Origin of the sequence: Noviherbaspirillum saxi (assembly GCF_003591035.1) — a bacterium.
Classification (GTDB): Bacteria; Pseudomonadota; Gammaproteobacteria; order Burkholderiales; family Burkholderiaceae_D; genus Noviherbaspirillum; species Noviherbaspirillum saxi.
Window position 1 is genome coordinate 1,496,709 of sequence record NZ_QYUO01000002.1, and the last position, 18,374, is coordinate 1,515,082.

At 59.5% G+C, this 18,374-nt stretch carries 18 protein-coding genes; 6 read left to right on the forward strand and 12 right to left on the reverse strand.

The window, feature by feature from the left end:
• Nucleotides 1-172: 172 nt before the first annotated feature.
• Nucleotides 173-2,512 (reverse strand): DUF1631 family protein, encoded by a 2,340-nt coding sequence (locus D3871_RS22490; protein WP_119771252.1) that lies wholly within the window; start codon nucleotides 2,510-2,512, stop codon nucleotides 173-175.
• 112 nt (nucleotides 2,513-2,624) lie between these two features.
• The gene (locus D3871_RS22495; protein WP_119771253.1) at nucleotides 2,625-3,341 is read right to left on the reverse strand and encodes a pseudouridine synthase; all 717 of its coding nucleotides are present in this window, start codon (nucleotides 3,339-3,341) and stop codon (nucleotides 2,625-2,627) included.
• 110 nt (nucleotides 3,342-3,451) lie between these two features.
• Between D3871_RS22495 and D3871_RS22500 the strand changes: the two genes are divergently transcribed.
• The 6 genes from D3871_RS22500 (at nucleotide 3,452) to fnr (ending at nucleotide 8,848) form a co-directional block, all read left to right on the forward strand.
• The gene (locus D3871_RS22500) at nucleotides 3,452-3,949 is read left to right on the forward strand and encodes a hypothetical protein (protein ID WP_119771254.1); all 498 of its coding nucleotides are present in this window, start codon (nucleotides 3,452-3,454) and stop codon (nucleotides 3,947-3,949) included.
• Entirely contained in the window at nucleotides 3,946-5,283 is a 1,338-nt protein-coding gene (locus D3871_RS22505) for a GAF domain-containing protein (protein WP_119771255.1), read from the forward strand. Before D3871_RS22500 ends, D3871_RS22505 begins: the two co-directional genes overlap by 4 nt.
• 162 nt (nucleotides 5,284-5,445) lie before the next feature.
• On the forward strand, nucleotides 5,446-6,408 hold the full coding sequence (locus D3871_RS22510) for a thiamine pyrophosphate-dependent dehydrogenase E1 component subunit alpha (RefSeq protein ID WP_119771256.1): 963 nt from the start codon (nucleotides 5,446-5,448) through the stop codon (nucleotides 6,406-6,408).
• A gap of 11 nt (nucleotides 6,409-6,419) precedes the next feature.
• A complete protein-coding gene (locus tag D3871_RS22515) occupies nucleotides 6,420-7,418 on the forward strand; it encodes an alpha-ketoacid dehydrogenase subunit beta (RefSeq protein ID WP_119771257.1) in 999 nt (332 codons plus the stop codon).
• 37 nt (nucleotides 7,419-7,455) lie between these two features.
• Complete coding sequence (locus D3871_RS22520) at nucleotides 7,456-7,863, forward strand: heme-copper oxidase family protein (RefSeq protein ID WP_119771506.1); 408 nt, start codon at nucleotides 7,456-7,458, stop codon at nucleotides 7,861-7,863.
• Nucleotides 7,864-8,140: 277 nt separating this feature from the next.
• Nucleotides 8,141-8,848, forward strand: a complete 708-nt coding sequence (gene fnr / locus D3871_RS22525) for a fumarate/nitrate reduction transcriptional regulator Fnr (protein WP_199724894.1) — start codon at nucleotides 8,141-8,143, stop codon at nucleotides 8,846-8,848.
• A 20-nt stretch (nucleotides 8,849-8,868) separates the two neighbouring features.
• On the opposite strand, the gene D3871_RS22530 is transcribed toward fnr, so the two are convergent.
• From D3871_RS22530 to D3871_RS22575, 10 genes are all read right to left on the reverse strand, one after another.
• Nucleotides 8,869-9,108: a hypothetical protein gene (locus D3871_RS22530; RefSeq protein WP_119771259.1), complete on the reverse strand. Its 240-nt coding sequence runs from the start codon at nucleotides 9,106-9,108 to the stop codon at nucleotides 8,869-8,871.
• Between the two features lie 133 nt (nucleotides 9,109-9,241).
• Nucleotides 9,242-9,769, reverse strand: coding sequence for a FixH family protein (locus D3871_RS22535; protein WP_233575766.1), 528 nt, complete (start codon nucleotides 9,767-9,769; stop codon nucleotides 9,242-9,244).
• A gap of 21 nt (nucleotides 9,770-9,790) precedes the next feature.
• Complete coding sequence (ccoG, locus tag D3871_RS22540; RefSeq protein ID WP_119771261.1) at nucleotides 9,791-11,185, reverse strand: cytochrome c oxidase accessory protein CcoG; 1,395 nt, start codon at nucleotides 11,183-11,185, stop codon at nucleotides 9,791-9,793.
• A 63-nt stretch (nucleotides 11,186-11,248) separates the two neighbouring features.
• A complete protein-coding gene (gene ccoP, locus D3871_RS22545; protein WP_119771262.1) occupies nucleotides 11,249-12,178 on the reverse strand; it encodes a cytochrome-c oxidase, cbb3-type subunit III in 930 nt (309 codons plus the stop codon).
• Nucleotides 12,171-12,365, reverse strand: coding sequence for a cbb3-type cytochrome oxidase subunit 3 (locus D3871_RS22550; protein ID WP_119771263.1), 195 nt, complete (start codon nucleotides 12,363-12,365; stop codon nucleotides 12,171-12,173). Before D3871_RS22550 ends, ccoP begins: the two co-directional genes overlap by 8 nt.
• Nucleotides 12,366-12,367: 2 nt before the next feature.
• Complete coding sequence (gene ccoO / locus D3871_RS22555; protein WP_119771264.1) at nucleotides 12,368-12,985, reverse strand: cytochrome-c oxidase, cbb3-type subunit II; 618 nt, start codon at nucleotides 12,983-12,985, stop codon at nucleotides 12,368-12,370.
• Between the two features lie 13 nt (nucleotides 12,986-12,998).
• Nucleotides 12,999-14,426: a cytochrome-c oxidase, cbb3-type subunit I gene (gene ccoN, locus D3871_RS22560; protein WP_119771265.1), complete on the reverse strand. Its 1,428-nt coding sequence runs from the start codon at nucleotides 14,424-14,426 to the stop codon at nucleotides 12,999-13,001.
• A 141-nt stretch (nucleotides 14,427-14,567) separates the two neighbouring features.
• The gene (ccoS, locus tag D3871_RS22565; protein ID WP_119771266.1) at nucleotides 14,568-14,765 is read right to left on the reverse strand and encodes a cbb3-type cytochrome oxidase assembly protein CcoS; all 198 of its coding nucleotides are present in this window, start codon (nucleotides 14,763-14,765) and stop codon (nucleotides 14,568-14,570) included.
• A gap of 247 nt (nucleotides 14,766-15,012) precedes the next feature.
• Nucleotides 15,013-17,580, reverse strand: coding sequence for a heavy metal translocating P-type ATPase (locus D3871_RS22570; protein ID WP_119771267.1), 2,568 nt, complete (start codon nucleotides 17,578-17,580; stop codon nucleotides 15,013-15,015).
• Nucleotides 17,577-18,374, reverse strand: coding sequence for a sulfite exporter TauE/SafE family protein (locus tag D3871_RS22575; RefSeq protein WP_119771268.1), 798 nt, complete (start codon nucleotides 18,372-18,374; stop codon nucleotides 17,577-17,579). The genes D3871_RS22570 and D3871_RS22575 overlap by 4 nt, the downstream gene beginning before the upstream one ends.

Here is an 18,374-nt window from a genome sequence, read left to right on the forward strand (position 1 = left end):
AATCCCGATACTCGCAGTGCGACGTCGGCATGGGTACCCGCTTTCGCGGGCATGACGGGAAGAGGCAAGCGGCGCGATGTATTGCCATATCCGCATGCAAATGCCGCTAAGCCGTGTCAATAAAATTATTCAGCAGCGGATTCAATCGTCCGCGCGGCCGCTGGACGCTGGCTTATACCGACATGTCCTGCAGCTTTCCCGCCCCGAACAACAGCGACTCAACCGCGCGTTCGAACACCGGCGCATACTCCAGCGGCAGCACCATTTCCTCGCGCAGTGCGTCGAGCAGCGAAGCGAAACTGAACAGGACAAGACCGGCGTCGTTCTCCTGCCTGAACAGATAGAGCGAACGATGGGTGCTGATCCAGACCAGCTGACCCGGCGTGCCGGCGCCGTCGTGCATGAACTGGACACGCGTGCCAAGCAGATAGGTTTGCGCGAGAAAATCCCGATCGGCTGCAGATGTGCCGCCGATACCCGCATCCAGATGCTGCCGGGCCACGACACCGCGCTTGCCGAATACGTCTTCGATGACCGACGCCCGTGGTTGCGGTGGATCGGCAAGGCTCCAGGTAACCCTCTCCCACGACACGACAAGCCGCGCAAACGGCTGGCGGAGTTCGTCGAGTGAAACCGTTTCCGCATCCTTCGTCTTTGCGACACCGCGCAATACCTGAGTGTGCAGTTCGATCAGGGTATCGAGCATTTCCTTGGCTTCATCATCCGGCAACTGAATCAGATTGAGCGCATCGCGAAAGCGTTTGACCAGCCCTGGCAACATTCGCATCAAGGCAGCGCGGTCCGCCGGATTCTGCTTCTCTTGTATGCTCCACAACAACTCGGGCAAGACGTTGCGATACTGCTGAGCCAAGCTTTCGGGCCCATCGGCAGAGGTTCTGCTTTCCACATCCTTCCACGCCGCATGCACCAGCACATGCGGCCATACGCGGATGACGAAATCCGAAATCCGTTTGTCCGCGTTAAGCGGCAGCAGCACTTCGCACAGGGCATCCATCGTATTGCTGAGCAGGATGCTGAATTTTTCCGCCGCCTCGACCGCCTCGATTGCTTGCGTTGCCCGGCTGTCGTCGTGGCGCACGAAATCGACCAGGAAGCTTTCGAACTGCTGCAGGGTGTCGGCAAAGATCGACACATCGGCGTCGAATTCGGCCAGGATGCGGCTGACGATACGATCGAATTCCGCAGCCAGGCGGGCGCCGTCCGGCGAAGCCGGATCGACCGATACCGCCGCCGAACTCATCCGGTTCAGCAGGAGCCGGGCCGGATGGGTTTCGTCGTGCATGAGTTCCGGTTCGATCACCGCTGCCTTGAGAATGGGAATCTGCAGACGCCCGATGTGCCGCCGCAGTTCAGCAGGAATCTGTTCGTCGTCAAGGATGATATCGAACAGCATTGCCACCACATCGACCGTCATCCGCTCCATCACCGACGCTTTTTGCAGGTCCATGCGTTCGCATACCTGCGCCAGCCGGGGCGGCGTCGCGTTCGCTTGCGGGGTGGGCGCTTCTTCCCGCGCGGCGGCGCTCTGGTAATCGCTTAGCTGGCGCACCAAAGAATTGACTGGCGCGACCGGCTCGCTTCGGGCTCTTGGCGGCTCGCTTCCAGGCGGAAAAAAGGATCGGGAGGGAACAAACATCTTGCGTAGAAAGTCCTGCACCGTCGCCGGATTTTCGCCAGACACTGCACCGGGTGCTGCTCCTGCGTATGCATTCATGCCGGCCGGTATGTTCTGCATGGCTTCCAGTATGCGTTGCAGGCCCGGCATGAGTTTCGCACTGAATTGCGCTGCAGCGTCATTGCCAGCGCCGGGCGCGCCGAAATAGCGCTGGGTATGCGCATGGCGCGATCGCTGCATGGTGAACTTGCCGCGCAGGCCCGAGGCTTCGAACACGTCGCGGATGGATTGGTAATAACCCGGAAGATGCGGCACCAGCGCGTTGGCGATGTGATCGAACAGCATCCGCGAATTAGCTTCGTCGGCCGCGGTTTCCTTGATGGCTTCGTACAAGGCGCGTGCCAGCAGATAGGGGCGAAACGGATTCTCGCGCTCTTTCGCTTCGTGGTGCCCATGGATCTGGGCAATGATCACATTAAGCCGGCCTATGCTTTCCTCGTTGGCATCGCGCATGCGCTCGGCCAGGCGTCCGACTTCAATTTGATGGTTCACCGCTTCGTCGTCGATGAGCGATAGCTCGTCGGCGGTAAGCTTGCGCATGCCCGGCCGCAAATCAACGAACATGGTCTGCATCGCCCGCTCCAGGCTGGCTCTGAATCGCGTATCTATGCAACGCAGAAAAACGTTGCCGTCCTGCCGGATGAAATGGCGTACGCCGGTCAGGGCGGAGTGGTCCAGGCCGGACCTGGCCTTTGCCAGAGTTTCAACAATATTCTTGTCGGCGTCCTGCATTGCCCGCTGAGCCGCGGCGAGAAAGCCTATCTGTGCACGGTCCTGTGCGGACTGAAGAAGACGCTTGTATTCGGTTTCTGCCATACCGATGCTTCCAGGAATGCAATGCCTCTATATTATTCGCAATTCTTCCCGAATAGCAGCCTGTTTTGGTAGAACAACCCTTGCTGTTGACAATCGTCCTCAGTTGACATTTTTAGTCGGGAACGAGCAACGCCAGCTGATCGGCTTCCAGGAAGGTCCATTCGCCTTCTTCCAGCCCAAGGCCATCCAGGCTGAGGCGGCCTATCATGGTTCTCTGTAGCGCCTCGCAATGGTTGCCCGCCGCGGCCAGCATTCTCTTGACCTGATGGTATTTGCCCTGCTCCAGCACGATTTCGATACGATGTTCATCAAGCTTTTTGCAGGACACGGCGGCCAGCGGCGCCGGCTCGTCATGCAATTGAACGCCGCCCAGCAACTGCTGCACCAGCGCATCGGTGACCGGCGCGTGGGTGGTCGCCGTGTACAGCTTCGGCACGTGCCGGCGGGGAGACGACTGGGCGTGGATGAAGGCGCCATCGTCCGACATCAGGAGCAGGCCGGTCGTATCGTGATCGAGCCGTCCAACCGGCTGAACGTCGCGCCAGGTAAATTGTTCGGGCAACAATGTCAGTACGCCGGGATGGTGGCTGGGTTTGCGCGAGCATTCGAAATTCGCCGGCTTGTTGAGGGCGATATAGACATGCTCCCGATAGTCCCAGGTTTCATCGAAAATCGTGAAGGACAGGCCGGCGGTCTCGAAACCGGCGCGGTAATCGGTGATGACTTCGCCGCCCACGGCCACTTCACCATCAGCGATCAATTCTCGGCACCATTTGCGGGTGCCGAAGCCCTGCGATTGCAGGATACGGTCTAGGCTCATTTTGCTCATGGCGGAACTCTACCAGAAGCGCCCGCATTCGACGTTGCCTACGTGACTACGGCCCTGTACAACGGTTATTATCATGGCTAATCTTTTACGGGCTTCACCAGCCAGTTTCCATGCCAATTGCGCACGAACCTCTTGTCGACGCGGGCCATGCGGATTTCCTGCAGTGCGGGATCTCGATCTGCATAGGCGCCTGCGACCGCGACCTGACACCGACGCTGGCACGCGGCACCGGTTGCCGCGTGGCGCCGGACCGGCGCACCGTTACGGTTTTTCTGTCCGCCACCCAGGGCGCGCTGGTGCTGCGGGCGGTGCGCGACAACGGCGTGATATCGGTGGTGTTCAGCCAGCCCTCCACCCACAAGACGGTGCAGCTCAAAGGCCGCGATACCGCCGTGGCGGGTCTGCAGCCGGGCGATGCCGACATCATCGGCCGCTACCGCGACGCATTCGCACGCGAGCTTGAGCCGCTGGGCTTCGGCGAAGTGCTGATCCAGACCCTGCTGGCGTGTCCGCCAGCCGATCTGGTCGGCCTGACATTTACGCCTTGCGAAGCGTATTCACAGACACCCGGGCCAAAAGCCGGCGAACCGCTGAAGGCGGATACATGACGCTCAAAGTCGACGCCATCCGCGAATGCCTGGAAGGCGTGATTCCGGGAACGATGGCGACCGCCTCGCCGGACGGCACACCCAACGTCGCCTATCTATCCCAGGTCCAATTCGTCGACAGCGACCATGTCGCGCTGTCCTATCAGTTTTTCAACAAGACGCGGCAAAACATCATGGCCAATCCTCGGGCCGCGCTCATCGTAACCAATCCGGTCACGGTCATGCAATACCGCCTGTCACTGGAATATCTGCGTACCGAGACTTCCGGGCCGCTGTTCGAAAGCATGAAGGCCAAACTGGCCGGAATCGCTTCCCATACCGGGATGAGCGGCGTGTTCCGCCTGCTCGGAGCCGACGTATTCCGGGTTCATTCGATCCAGCCGGTGCCGGGACAGACTTTGCCTGCGCCTCCGCCGCATCGAAACCTGTTGTCGGCGCTGCGCAATTGCAGCGAACGCCTGGCCGCCTGTGCCGACCTGGAAAAGCTGCTTGCCGAAACTCTGGCTTGCCTGAAGCAACAGTTCGGCATCGAGCACACGATGATCCTGATGCTGGACCAGGCAACCCGCCGCCTTTACACGGTTGCCAGCCACGGTTATGACGCGTCGGGGGTCGGTTCCGAAATTCCCTTGGGCGAAGGCGTGATCGGTGTCGCCGCGCGCGAGTGCACGCCGATCCGGATCAGCCACATGAATGCCGAGTACGGCTACAGTCGAGCGGTGCGCGAAAGCACGGCGGGGAGCGACTGGGCCTCGGCCCTTGAGACGGAAATTCCATTACCCGGCCTGCGCGCGCCGCGCAGCCAGCTCGCGGTTCCCATCGTCGGCGGTGCGCGGCTGCTGGGCATCCTGTATGTGGAAAGCCCGCAAGACCTGCGGTTCACGTATGACGATGAAGATGCGCTGGTCAGCCTGGCACGGCAACTCGGAATGACGATCCATCTGCTGCAGATGGCGGCGGATGCCTCCGAAGAAACGTCGCATCCGGTGCAGGCCGCGACGCGGCCACATGGCCTGCCCCTGGCCGTCCGCCACTTCGCCGGCAACGACTCGATCTTCCTTGGCGACGATTATCTGATCAAGGGTGTCGCGGGCTCGATTTTCTGGACCTTGCTGCGTGACTATACCGACAAGGGACGCACGGAATTCACCAATCGTGAGCTTCGTCTTGATGGCCGCATACGCTTACCGGATGTCAGCGACAATCTGGAAGCACGCTTGCTGCTGCTGGGCAAGCGCCTGGTTGAACATGAAGCCGCGATCCGTATCGAAAAAACCGGACGCGGCCGCTTTCGTCTGCGAGTCGATCGGCCGGTCCATCTGCGTGCCGAGTAATGCCTGCAGGAACGAGGCATTCAGTCTTCATTCAGTCTTTCTTAAAACTTCACTCAATAAATCCTAAAAATTTCTTAAGCTGCCGCCCGAGTGGTTTCTGCACGCTGCGGCGCAGTAGACTTCGTCCCCATCGCGAATAACGATTCACATGGAAGGACGACCATGAGCCAGATAATCCAGGATAGCCGTGCGGTATCGATGCTGGAATGCATGATGCTGATACGGGCTTATGAAGAAAAGATCACTGCATTGCAAGCCGCCGCCGGGGGCGCGGGAACCTGCACATCGGTCGGTCAGGAAGCATCGGCCGTCGGCGTGGTGCGCGCGCTCAGCACAGACGACCGCATTCTCACCAACCACCGCAGCGCCGGCCATCTGCTGGCGCGCGGCGCGGACCCAGGGCGCCTGTTTGCCGAAGTCATGGGCCGCAGCACCGGCTATTGCAAGGGCAAGAGCGGTTCGCTGCATATCTCGGCCAAGGAGCTGGGCGTATTGCTGACTTCGACCATCGTCGGCGGCGAACTGTCGCTGGCGACCGGGGTCGCGCTGTCGATGTCCATGCTCAAGCAACCGGGTATCGTGGCCTGCTTTTTTGGCGATGGCGCAGCCTGCGAAGGCATTTTCCACGAATCGCTCAATCTGGCCTCGGTATGGAAGCTGCCCATCCTTTACGTGTGCGAAAACAACCAGTGGCAAGCCTATGTTCATCGCAAAGAAACCATGATCGGCGACCATGTGAGCGCATGGGCGAAAAACTATGGGATGGAAAGCCGCACGGTCGACGGCAACGATGTCGAAGCAGTGCATGCCGCAACCCGCGAAGCCATTGCACGCATTCATGAAACCGGCAAACCCTATCTGCTGGAAACCTATACCTACCGCCTGCGCGGCCATTTCGAACCGGACGATCAGGCGTATGTCGCTGCCGACGAACTTGCGCAATGGCGCGAGCGCGACCCGATCGCGCAAATGCAGCAAAAGCTGATCGCGCGCGGCGAAATCAGCCCCAGCGACATCGCGCAAATGGAAGCCCGGGTCGCCAAAACCATCGCGCAAGCCGCCGAGTTTGCACTCAACTCACCCTTCCCGGCCGCGTCAGAATTGACGACCGACGTTTACGCTTAAGGAGCCGCGCCATGTCCCAGATCACCGTCAACGAAGCGATTACCCAGGCGCTGGCCGAAGAAATGCGGCGCGATCCGCGCGTACTGATGTTCGGCGAAGGCGTCGCCACCAAACGCCAGGACCTGCTTGCCGAATTCGGCGGCCAACGCGTGCGCAACACGCCGCTGGCCGAAGGCATCATCGCCGGCACCGCAGCAGGCGCTGCCGCAACCGGACTGCGTCCCGTGGTCGATCTGCTGTTTGCGCCCTTTCTGTGCTTTGCCATGGATGAGATCGTCAACAGCGCAGGCAAGCTGCGTTACATCTCGGGCGGGCAGTTCGCATTTCCGATGGTCGTCATCGCGATGACCGGCAGCGGATGGACCGTGGGCGCGCAGCACAACCACAATCTCGAGGCCTGGTTCGTCCACAGTCCCGGCCTGAAAGTCGTCATGCCTTCGAATGCAGCCGATTTCAAAGGCCTGCTGAAGTCGGCGATCCGCGATGACAATCCGGTGCTGTTCTTCGTCGACATGGCGCTCGGCCATGTCCCCGGCGAGGTGCAGGATGACGAACAGTTGGTCCCGCTGGGGCGGGCGGCGATCGCACGCGAAGGCAAGGATGTCACCATCATCTCCTACGCGAAAATGGTCAATACCTGTCTGGAGGCAGCCGAACAGCTTGCGGAGCAAGGCATCTCGGCCGAAGTGATCGATCTGCGCTCGCTCAAGCCGCTGGATGAAGAAGCGATCCTGCGTTCGGCACGCAAGACCGGGCGGGTCCTGATCGTGCATGAAGCGAGCCGCATGTGCGGCGTGGGTGCCGAAGTCAGCGCGATCATTACCGAGCATGCCTTCGATGCCTTGAAAGCGCCCATCATCCGTCTGACCGGTCCGGATGCGCCCGCGCCGTCGAGTTATATGCTGGAGCAGGCTTTCATGCCGCAGCCGGATGCGGTCGTCGTCAGCGTCGCAAAGCTGATGGGCCCGATTGCGCTGCGCGGCCACGCTCGTGAAGCCGTCAATGCCTGATCACTTCATCTTTACCGTCATTACACAAGAGGATGCCATGCAAACCACTACCCCCGCCCTGCCCGCCTTTTCCCGTGTAGGAGTCATCTGGCTCAAGCTCGCCGTGGTCTACCTGATCATCGGCGTCGCAATGGGCATCATGATGGGCGCAAGCAAAAACTTCGCGCTGCGACCGGTCCACGCCCACGTCAATTTGCTCGGCTGGGCGACGATGGCGCTGGCTGGCCTGATTTACAGCGTGTTTCCGGATGCGGGTGAAAGCAAGCTGGCACGCGTTCACTTTTGGCTGGCCAATATCTCGCTTCCGGTCATGGCGGTTTCACTGTCTTTTGTCGTCACCGGCAGTCGCGGCCTGATACCGGTGCTGGCGATGTCGGAAATCGTCGCCGCGCTTGGCATTGTCGTTTTTGCAGTCAATATTTTCCTGAATCTGAAGACGCGCTGAATCGTCCTTTCAGCTTCCAGTTTTTGAGAATCGGCGGATAAGACAAGTTTGTAGATGCGATGCGGTGCCGGGAGGTCGGGAACCAGACGGCATGCGGATTTGCAGGGAATCGTCGCGATCCATATCGCAGATGGCACAGCGATTGCATTACCACTGCAAACGGCGGCGACGCCCTGCGGCCAGCAGGACTTCACCGCTCCAAGCAAACTCTGACAGGTCCGCCGACATGATTCCCATACTCGCCCAATCGCCCGCCCCCACATCGCACCGCCAGGAAATGAGCACCCGCTGCTCGGCCTGCAGCATGCATCAGATCTGCCTGCCGACGGGACTCAAGGAAGCGGACATGGACAGGCTGGACCAGATCATCGGCCGCCGCCGCAAGGTGCCGCGCGACACCCATCTGTACCGCGTCGGCGACCCATTCACCAAGCTGTATGCGATTCGCCTCGGTCACTTCAAGACACATCAGGTCAACCCGAACGGCGACCAGCAGGTGACCGGCTTCCAGATGGCCGGCGAATTGCTCGGCATGGATGCGATCAGTACCGAGCGCCACCATTGCGACGCGATTGCGCTGGAAGACAGCGAAGTCTGCGAGATTCCGTTTTCGCGGCTGGAAGGCCTGTTTGGCGAAATGCCGCCGCTGCTGCATCACTTTCACAGGATGATGAGCCAGGAAATCACGCGTGAACAAAGCGTCATGCTCCTGCTCGGCAACATGCGTGCGGAGCAGCGCTTTGCCGCTTTCCTAACCAATTTGTCGTCGCGTTACTCCGTACGCGGTTACTCGTCGACCAGCTTCCAGTTGCGGATGACGCGCGAGGAAATCGGCAACTACCTGGGTTTGACGATTGAAAGCATCAGTCGGCTGCTGTCGAAGTTCAAGAAGCGCGGATGGATCAAAGTCAGCAATCGCGACCTTGAACTATTGGAGCCAGGCATGCTGAAGGCGGTCGCCGCAGGAACGCAGACCTGTGCCTAAACATCCTGCGGATGCGGCGGTCAGAACGGCAATTTTCTGTCGTTCGGCACCGCATGCAGATAACAAGTCAGCATGCTCGCCAGCGAGCAAAACGCCCAGAAGCAGAAAAAGCCTATTGTGTAAACCGCAAGCGGCGGCACGTCGATATGCGTCCCGACCAATGCAAGATCATGCGGATCGAACAAGGAAAAGAAAAAGCCTTCCGCAATAATGGCCACCAGAAACGACGGCCATAACACCACCATGATCAATCTTGTCATTCCGGCATCCTCCGTCTTGCCCGCTGTCCTGCTGTTAAATCGGCACTGTCGATTTCCATTCCGGCTTTAGCAAAAAAGATGCGGGCTTCCCGAAAACGGGAATCCATTCGTAAAACCGGGAATGACGACAACCTCATCTGGACGTCTCCGCGGCAATCTGTATCGAACGCTGCTGCGGCCAGTTCCATGTCTGATGCAGCCGCCAGTCGCGCTGTTCGCTTTCGATCAACACTTGCCAGCGCGCCATGTCCAGCATCGCCAGACTCGCTTCGAATGTTCCGCCCCCGTCCGGCTGCACCAGCAGGCTGATGTCTTTTTCCGGCTGGGTCGAATGCACCAGCTTGATCGATAGCCGGCCGGATGCGGACTCGCCCAGCCCGAGCACGGAGCCCGACAGTTTGCCGGCCGCCGCGTCATAGCGCAGGGAGGCGTGCAAGCCCATGTCGGAGGCAATGCGGTCGCGCCGCAGATCCTGGTTGATGGCCTTGCCTTCCTTGTAATAGTCATCGACCACCAGCGCATCCTGCCGGGTAAAGGCGATCCAGGTGGTATGGATTCCCGCGATCACGACCAGCGCCGGTCCCAGCATCAATAGCCACGGCCAGCGATGGGTGTACCAGGGGCGCGCTTTCGCGGCGGATGTTGCGCGTGTCGTATTCATTTGCATTTCGATGCTCCTCGTTCAACGCGGTACGATAAATACCGCTTCTTCCTTCACCCGCAGATTTTCGTCGTCGATTGCCACGATCTCGAACGCGATCTTGTTCGCCCCCTTCTCGCCTTTTCCATGTCCGATGCGCACGCGCACCGGAACGCCGCGTGAATCGGTTGCCGCGAGTTCCACCTGGTCCGGACTCGCCAATGCGATCGAATCGATTCCGCTCACCGAAATACGAAAGCGATGCTGCCGTTCGTCGGTATTCATGATCTGCAGCCGGTACACGTTTTCGATCATGCCTTCTTCCACTTCGCGGCCCATTGCGCCACGGTCGCGAATCACATCCATTTTCAGCGGCGTGCGCATGAATAGCGAGCCGGCGCACAGCGCGACGATCACGAACAGGATTCCACTGTAAATCAGGATGCGCGGCCGAAATGCGCGCCGCCGGATTTCAGCCGCGCCCAATCCCTGAACCATCGCATTCTCCGTCGCATACCGGATCAGGCCGCGCGGCGTGCCGATCTTGTCCATCACCATGTCGCAGGCGTCGATGCAGGCGGCGCAACCGATGCAGTCGGCTTGCAGGCCGTCGCGAATATCGATCCCGGTCGGGCAGACCTGCACGCACATCGAGCAGTCGATGCAGGAACCGAACGCAGCGCCTGCAGCCTTCCGGGTGCGTGCTCCGCGCGGTTCGCCGCGTTGCGCGTCGTAGGTGACGGTCAGCGTATCGCGGTCGAACATCGAGCTTTGAAAGCGTGCATACGGGCACATGTACTTGCACACCTGCTCGCGCATCCAGCCGGCGTTGCCATAGGTGGCAAATGCGTAGAAAAGAATCCAGAACCATTCCCATGGACCGAACGTGACGGTCGCGACTTCGCGCAGCAGCGTATGCGTCGGCGTGAAGTAACCGACGAAGGTAAAGCCGGTCCACAACGCAACAGCTCCCCATGCCAGATGCTTGGATGACTTGCGCAACAGCTTGTCGACGCTCCACGACTGCTTGTCGAGGCGCATGCGCGCGCTGCGGCTGCCTTCGATCTTGCGCTCTATCCACATGAAAATTTCGGTGTACACGGTTTGCGGACAGGCGTAGCCGCACCAGAGCCGCCCCGCGACTGCGGTGAACAGAAACAACGCATACGCGCAAATGATCAGCAGCAGCGCCAGATAGATGAAATCCTGCGGCCACAGCACGATGCCGAACAGATAGAACTTGCGCGCGGCCAGATCGAACAGCACTGCCTGGCGATCGTTCCATGACATCCACGGCAAGCCGTAGAACACGATTTGCGTCAGCCATACGCATGCCCAGCGCCAGTTTGCATACCATCCCTTGACATCGCGCGGATAGATTTCCTGGCGCGCCTGGTACATCGTGACGACAGAAACCTTGACTGCAGGTTCGCTCATTGCTTTCACTCTTGTTTGGTTCGGCCGGGAATCATTTCCCGGCCATGCACATCCGGTTTTTGCTTACCTCTCGGGGATCAGTGCCTTTTCATTCGACAGGCCCCAGACATAGGCCGCCAGCAGATGCACCTTGCCTTCGCCAAGGAATTCGTCGAAGGCCGGCATGGTGTTGTTGCGGCCCTTGCGTATGGTTTCCACCACCGTGTCCGCGCTGCCGCCGTAGAGCCAGATTTTGTCGCTCAGATTGGGAGCGCCAAGCGCCGGATTACCCTGCCCGCCCGGGCCATGACATGCCACGCAGGATGTGAACTTTTCCTTTCCGAACGCAACCTTGATCGGGTCGGAGGTCGCGCCGGACAGGTTCAACACGTAATGCGCGACGTTCTCGACATCCTTGTCCGATCCCAGGGCAGCGCCCATCGGCGGCATCACGCCATTACGACCCTTCATGATGGTGGCCTTGATCACCGCCGGCTCACCGCCATACAGCCAGTCCTTGTCGGTCAGGTTGGGATAGCCCTTGTTGCCGCGCGCATCCGAGCCATGGCACTGGGCGCAGTAAGTCATGAACAGCCGCTCGCCGATCGCACGCGCGTGCGGATCGGCGGCGACGGTTTTCAGATCCTGGCTCTGGTACTTGTCGAAGATAGGTCCGTATTCCTGATCAGCCTTTTTCAGCTCGGCCTGATACTCGCCGGTGGACTCCCAACCGAGTTTTCCCTTGAATGAACCAAGGCCTGGATACAGCACCAGATACGCAATGCTGAATACGATGGTGATATAGAACAGCCACATCCACCAGCGCGGCATCGGATTGTTCAGTTCGGTCAAGCCGTCATCCCAGCTGTGGCCAGTGGGCTTTGCCTCTTCACCCTCGGGGATGACAATCTTTACCTTGGCCTGCGCCCACAACAGAACCGCGCAACCGGCAATGCCGAGCAGGGTCAGGATGGCGACGTATGCGCTCCAGAATCCGCTTGTAAAGTCAGACATGCTTGTCCTCCGCTGATCTTTCGCTCGTCTTGCCCCCAGTCTCGTCGGCGAAAGGCAGATTGGCTGCCACGGCGAAATCATCGCCGCGACGTGCGCTGTATGCCCACCAGACGATGCCGACGAAGCTCAGAAAGCTCAGCACCGTCACCAGGCTGCGTGCATCAAATAGAAATTGCTCGATTGTCATGATTACCTCTTTGCCTTGATCAGAATGCCCATGCCTTGCAGATAGGCGACCAGCGCATCCTGTTCGGTTTTGCCTTCGACTTCCTTCGCCGCACCCGCGATCTCTTCATCGGTATAGGGATGGCCCAGCTTGCGCAAGGCCTGCATCTTCGGCACGACAGAATTCGGATCGATCTTTGTAGTCGCCAGCCATGGATAGGCGGGCATGTTCGATTCCGGCACCACGTCGCGCGGATTGTTCAGGTGAGTGCGATGCCACTCATCGCTGTAACGGCCGCCGACGCGGGCCAGATCCGGACCGGTGCGCTTGGATCCCCACTGGAATGGATGGTCGTAAATGAATTCCGACGCCACCGAGTAATGGCCATAGCGTTCAGTCTCGGCGCGGAACGGGCGAATCATTTGCGAGTGGCAGTTGTAGCAGCCCTCACGCACATAGACGTCGCGGCCAGCCAGGCGCAATGCCGAGTAAGGTTTCAGGCCCGCGATCGGCTCGGTGGTCGATTTCTGAAAAAACAGCGGAACGATTTCGACCAGACCGCCGACACTGACAACCAGCACCACCAGCGCGATCAGCAACCACGGGTTTTTCTCGATCCATTCATGTGAAAACTTTTTCATTACTGCTCCTGATTCAGGCATGCGCCGGCGCAAGTGAAGGAATACGTGCGGTAACCGCTTCACCATCGCGCACCGTCATGAAGGTGTTGACCGTCATGAGGATCATGCCGCCGAGGTAGAGCAGACCGCCGCCGAAGCGGATCACGTAATAGGGATAGGTAGCCTTGACCGATTCGACGAAGGTGTAGGTCAACGTGCCGTCGGCGTTGACCGCGCGCCACATCAAGCCCTGCATCACGCCGGCAATCCACATCGCGGCGATGTACAGCACGATGCCGATGGTCGCCATCCAGAAATGCATTTCGATCAGGGGCGTGCTCCACATCTCGGTCTTGCCAGACAAACGCGGCAACAGGTAATAGATCGAGCCCATGGTGATGAAACCGACCCATCCGAGCGCGCCGGCATGTACGTGACCGACGGTCCAGTCGGTGTAGTGCGACAGCGCGTTGACGGTCTTGATCGACATCATCGGACCTTCGAAGGTCGACATGCCGTAGAACGACAGCGACACGATCAGGAACTTGAGGATGGGATCGGAACGCAGCTTGTCCCATGCACCGGACAGCGTCATCACACCGTTGATCATGCCGCCCCAGGAAGGCGCCAGCAGGATCAGTGAAAACACCATGCCCAGCGATTGCGTCCAGTCTGGCAACGCGGTGTAGTGCAGATGGTGCGGACCCGCCCACATATACGTGAAAATCAGCGCCCAGAAGTGGACGATGGACAGGCGGTAGGAATACACCGGCTTGTCGGCCTGCTTGGGAATGAAATAGTACATCATGCCCAGGAAGCCGGCGGTCAGAAAGAAGCCCACTGCGTTATGGCCATACCACCACTGGATCATCGCATCCTGCACGCCGGCATAGGCGGAATAGGATTTGCCAAGCGAGACCGGAATCGCCGCACTGTTGACCAGATGCAGCAGCGCGACCGCCAGGATGAAACCACCGAAGAACCAGTTGGCGACATAGATATGCGGCACCTTGCGCTTGACCAGCGTGCCGAAGAACACGATCGCATAAGACACCCATACCAGCGTGATCAAAATGTCGATCGGCCATTCGAGTTCTGCATACTCCTTGCCCGAGGTCATACCCATCGGCAGCGTGATTGCCGCTGCCACGATGACCGCTTGCCAACCCCAGAAAGTGAAGGCTGCCAGCGCATCAGAAAACAGTCGGACTTGCGCGGTGCGCTGTACAACGTAATAGGAAGTTGCAAACAATGCGCAACCGCCGAAAGCGAAGATCACCGCATTGGTATGCAGCGGGCGCAGGCGGCCGTAGCTCAGCCAGGCGGTGTCAAAATTGAGAGCAGGCCAGGCGAGCTGTGCGGCGATGAAAACGCCCACCAGCATGCCGACCACTCCCCACACTACAGTCGCAATCGCGAACTGCTTCACGACCTTGTAGTTGTAGTTCAGTGATGTATCCACGTACGATCTCCAGGGTTGCTAACACGATGAAGGGAGAGTACGAGTTCGAACCTTTAAAAACCTTGACCTGAGTCAAATTGGTCCAAGTGGTATCACGTAGGTAGAACAGAGTGGCATGCGTGACGCGAACGCACAACGACATCAAGAACTGCGTTTTGTTTTTTTCGACGACACGGGCGCTGCGGCGTGCTGTTGCACGCTGTCGTCATCCTGCAGTACGCGCATGGCCGGACCGACAAGATCGTCGAACTGCCCGCTGTCCGACGCGCGGAAGAACAGCCATATCGTGAAGAACACGACAATGACGCTCATGGGAACGAGAAGATACAGTGCTTCCATGTTGATTAGATTGTTTGCAATTTGACTGTGCGATTCACCCGCGGCTGTCTACGGTCCTATCATCTCCCTACTTTTCCCCGTCATCCTCGCGCAAGCGGGGATCCATTGTGAGGTCGCACTTCCATAATGCTAGCGAAAGAACGTCCATGCGGAAACGGGTTATGGATCCCCGCTTTCGCGAGGATGACGGGATAAGAGGCGGGAAAGAGACGACCGCACGGTCTCGCATGCGAGCGCCTATCGGAACTCATGCACCTATCCTTGCACTTACGGAAGCACGGACAGAATGCGGCAGAGCATCTGCATCGCTGGCGCTTGTAACGACCACACCTGGCTGCCTTATTCTGCGCAACCGCAATGCATTCACCACAACCACAGCCGAACTGAGCGACATGCCTATTCCCGATAGCCATGGATTCAACCAACCCACCGCAGCTGCCGGAATGGCAATCGCGTTATACAAACTTGCCCAGGCAAGATTCTGCCGAATCACCGCCATCGTCTGCGAAGCCGCCCGCGTCGCATCGACCACCGCGCTCAGCCGGCCTGCCAGCAGTACAGCATCCGCATGCGTCTGCGCCAGCGCCGCGCCGCTGCCCATGGCAAATGACACATCCGCCGCGCGCAGCACGGCCGCGTCATTGATTCCATCGCCCACCATTGCCACGATCGCACCCTTGCCCTGCAGCTCCTGCACGAAACGCAACTTGTCTTCGGGCAGACATTCGCCATATGCCGAAGCTATGCCGAGTTCCCGCGCAATCGAAGTGGTGATGCCCTGCCCGTCTCCGCTTAACAGAATCACTTGCTTGCCAAGCCTCTGAACATGTCGAATCACTTCCAAGGCATCGTCACGCACCTGGTCTGCGATATCAAATCGCGCCAGCCATCCTTGCTCGCTGCCCAGATAGACCGAAGTCGCATCATCGGCCGGTGTATCGTGCAAGGGAATGCCCGTTATTTCTTCTACATATGCAGCCGAGCCTATGCGGTATCGCGCTGCGTCTATCCTTCCTTCAATACCCTTGCCGGCCATGCTCTTGACTTTGTCGGCAAACATCGTCGATGCATGAGCGGATTCCTGGCACGCAGCCTCAATCAATGCATGGGCCAGCGGATGCGCACTGCTTGCTTCGAGCGCATTGGCAATCTGCAAACAGACAGTGCGATCCGCAGTGCCGAGGATTGCAACGTCACGCAACGCCGGTTTTCCGCCGGTCAGCGTTCCAGTCTTGTCAAAAACCATATGCGTAGTCCGGTGCAGCGTCTCAAGCACATGCGGCTGTAGCAGGAGCACGCCTTGCCGCAGCAGGCGATCGGTCGCCGCCGCAAGCGCGCTTGGCGTCGCCAGCGACAGCGCGCAGGGACAAGACACCACGAGCACCGCAATCGCGATCGGCCAGGCGCGAGCGAGGTCGATCCACTGCCATGCGCAAAACACGAGCAGCGCAAGCAGCAGCAACGCCGCGACGAACCATGCGGCCACTTTGTCGGCCCACATCGATAGCGCAGGCTTTTGTTGTCCCGCGCGTTCGATCAACTTGACCAGTCTGGATAATGTGCTGTCAACGGCGGCCCTGGTCACGCGCACCACCACCGGCTGGCTGGCGTTGATGGCGCCGCCTTCCAGCATATCTCCGGGCTGCCGCGCCTGCGGCTTGCTTTCACCGGTCAATAAGGAAAGATCAATCTCGGTGCGCCCTTCCAGAACGACACTGTCCGCCGGAATGGCTTCGCCGGGTTTCACCAGCAGCACATCGCCTTCGAGCAGGCGCGTTGCGGGAACCGTTTCCGGATCGCGGTTGGCCGGATACATCGGCAGGCGCGTTGCCGCAGCCGGCAAGGCGCTTTGCAATTTATCCAGTGCGGATGATGCATTTTTGCGCGCAAGGAATTCCAGATAACGGCTGCACAGCAAAAGAAAGATGAACATCGTGACCGAGTCGAAGTACACATCGCCCGAACCGGACAAGGTTGCGATCACGCTGCCGCCAAACGCTGCGCCGATGCCAAGCGCAACCGGTACATCCATGCCCAGTATCCGATGCCTCAGGTCGCGCCATGCGCCGGCGAAAAACGGCTGTGCTGAATACAGCACGGCGGGAATCGTCAACAGCAGGCTGGCCCAGCGCATCAGCGTTTCCATGTCCGCTTCCAGCGTGCCGTCGGTTGCCAGATAAACCGGGACCGCATACATCATCACCTGCATCATGGACAGACCGGCAATGAAAAGCTGACGAAAAAGCGCCTTGCCGGCGCGCTGCAAATGCACGTCATGGATGGCGGCATCGAACGGATAAGCGAGATAACCGACCTCGCGCAGCGCGAGCAGAATATCGCTGGGTTTGCAGCTGTCGCCATTCCAGCGAACATGCAGTTTTCCGGTCGCGACATTGAGGTTAAAGGTCTCAATTCCGGCGACAGTCGCAAGCCGGCGTTCGATCAGCCATACGCAGGCGCCGCAGCGTATGCCGTCGACGCAGAACAGCGCGTCCCGGCTAGCGGATTCGGAGGCAGGCGCATCGCAGCCGGTGGTGTATTTCCGGATGACTTCCGGTGCGTCATACAGTTGCAGTTCCTCCGGGACCAGCACAGTTTTCGCGCCGTTCGCAGAGTATCCATCGCGACTCAGGTAATAGTCGGCCAATCCATTGTCGACGATGGTCCTGGCGATCGCTTCGCAGCCGGGACAGCACATGGCCCTCGTGCTGTCGGCGACCCGTACCGACCATGTCGATCCTGGCGGAACGGGCAAGCCGCAATGAAAGCATGGCAAGTCCTGTGCAGCGAATGAAGCGGAAAGCGCGTCCATCATTGTCCTGTGTTCACGCCATGGCCGGCTGAGGGCGTCATGCAAAACACATCGGTCCACGCCGCAGGCACACCATTCGCCGAACGATACATACCCAGCAATCCAAACAGCAGCACCACGACGCCGCCGGCAATGCGTACGCGCCTATCCTGCACCAGTCTGCGCAGGCGAGATCCGAATACGCCGATTGTCAGCAGTGCCGGCAGCGTACCGATGCCGAAAGCCAGCATCAGTTTCGCGCCGTCCAGCGCCGATCCGGCGAGCATGGCGCCTGCCAGCATGCTGTAGACCATGCCGCATGGAACCCATCCCCATAAGGTGCCGAGCGCAAACGCCTTGCCCAGGCTATCCATCGGCAGCAGGCTTTTGGTGAAAGGCTGTATCCGACGCCAGACATGGCGACCCAGCGCTTCGACGCGGGTCAGTCCATGCCATGCATCCATCAGGTACAGGCCGAGTGCAACCAGCATCAGGTTCGCAAGCCAATACAGGATGATCTGTAGCGATGACATGAACGACAAGGCCTGCACGCCGCCGGCAATCGCGCCGACGATGGCACCGGCAAGTGCATAACTGGCAAGACGGCCGGCATTGTAGGCGACGACGCGTGCGGCATCGCGGATGTCGCCGGCACGCGTCATCGCCGTCCGCTGCAATGCGATGACCGGCACCACGCGGCGACGCTCAGGACCGGGAGCAACGGACAATGCGCTGACGATGCCGCCGCACATGCCTATGCAATGCACGCTGCCCAGCAGACCGACCAGAAAAAAAGATACAAAGGATAAGTCGCTCAC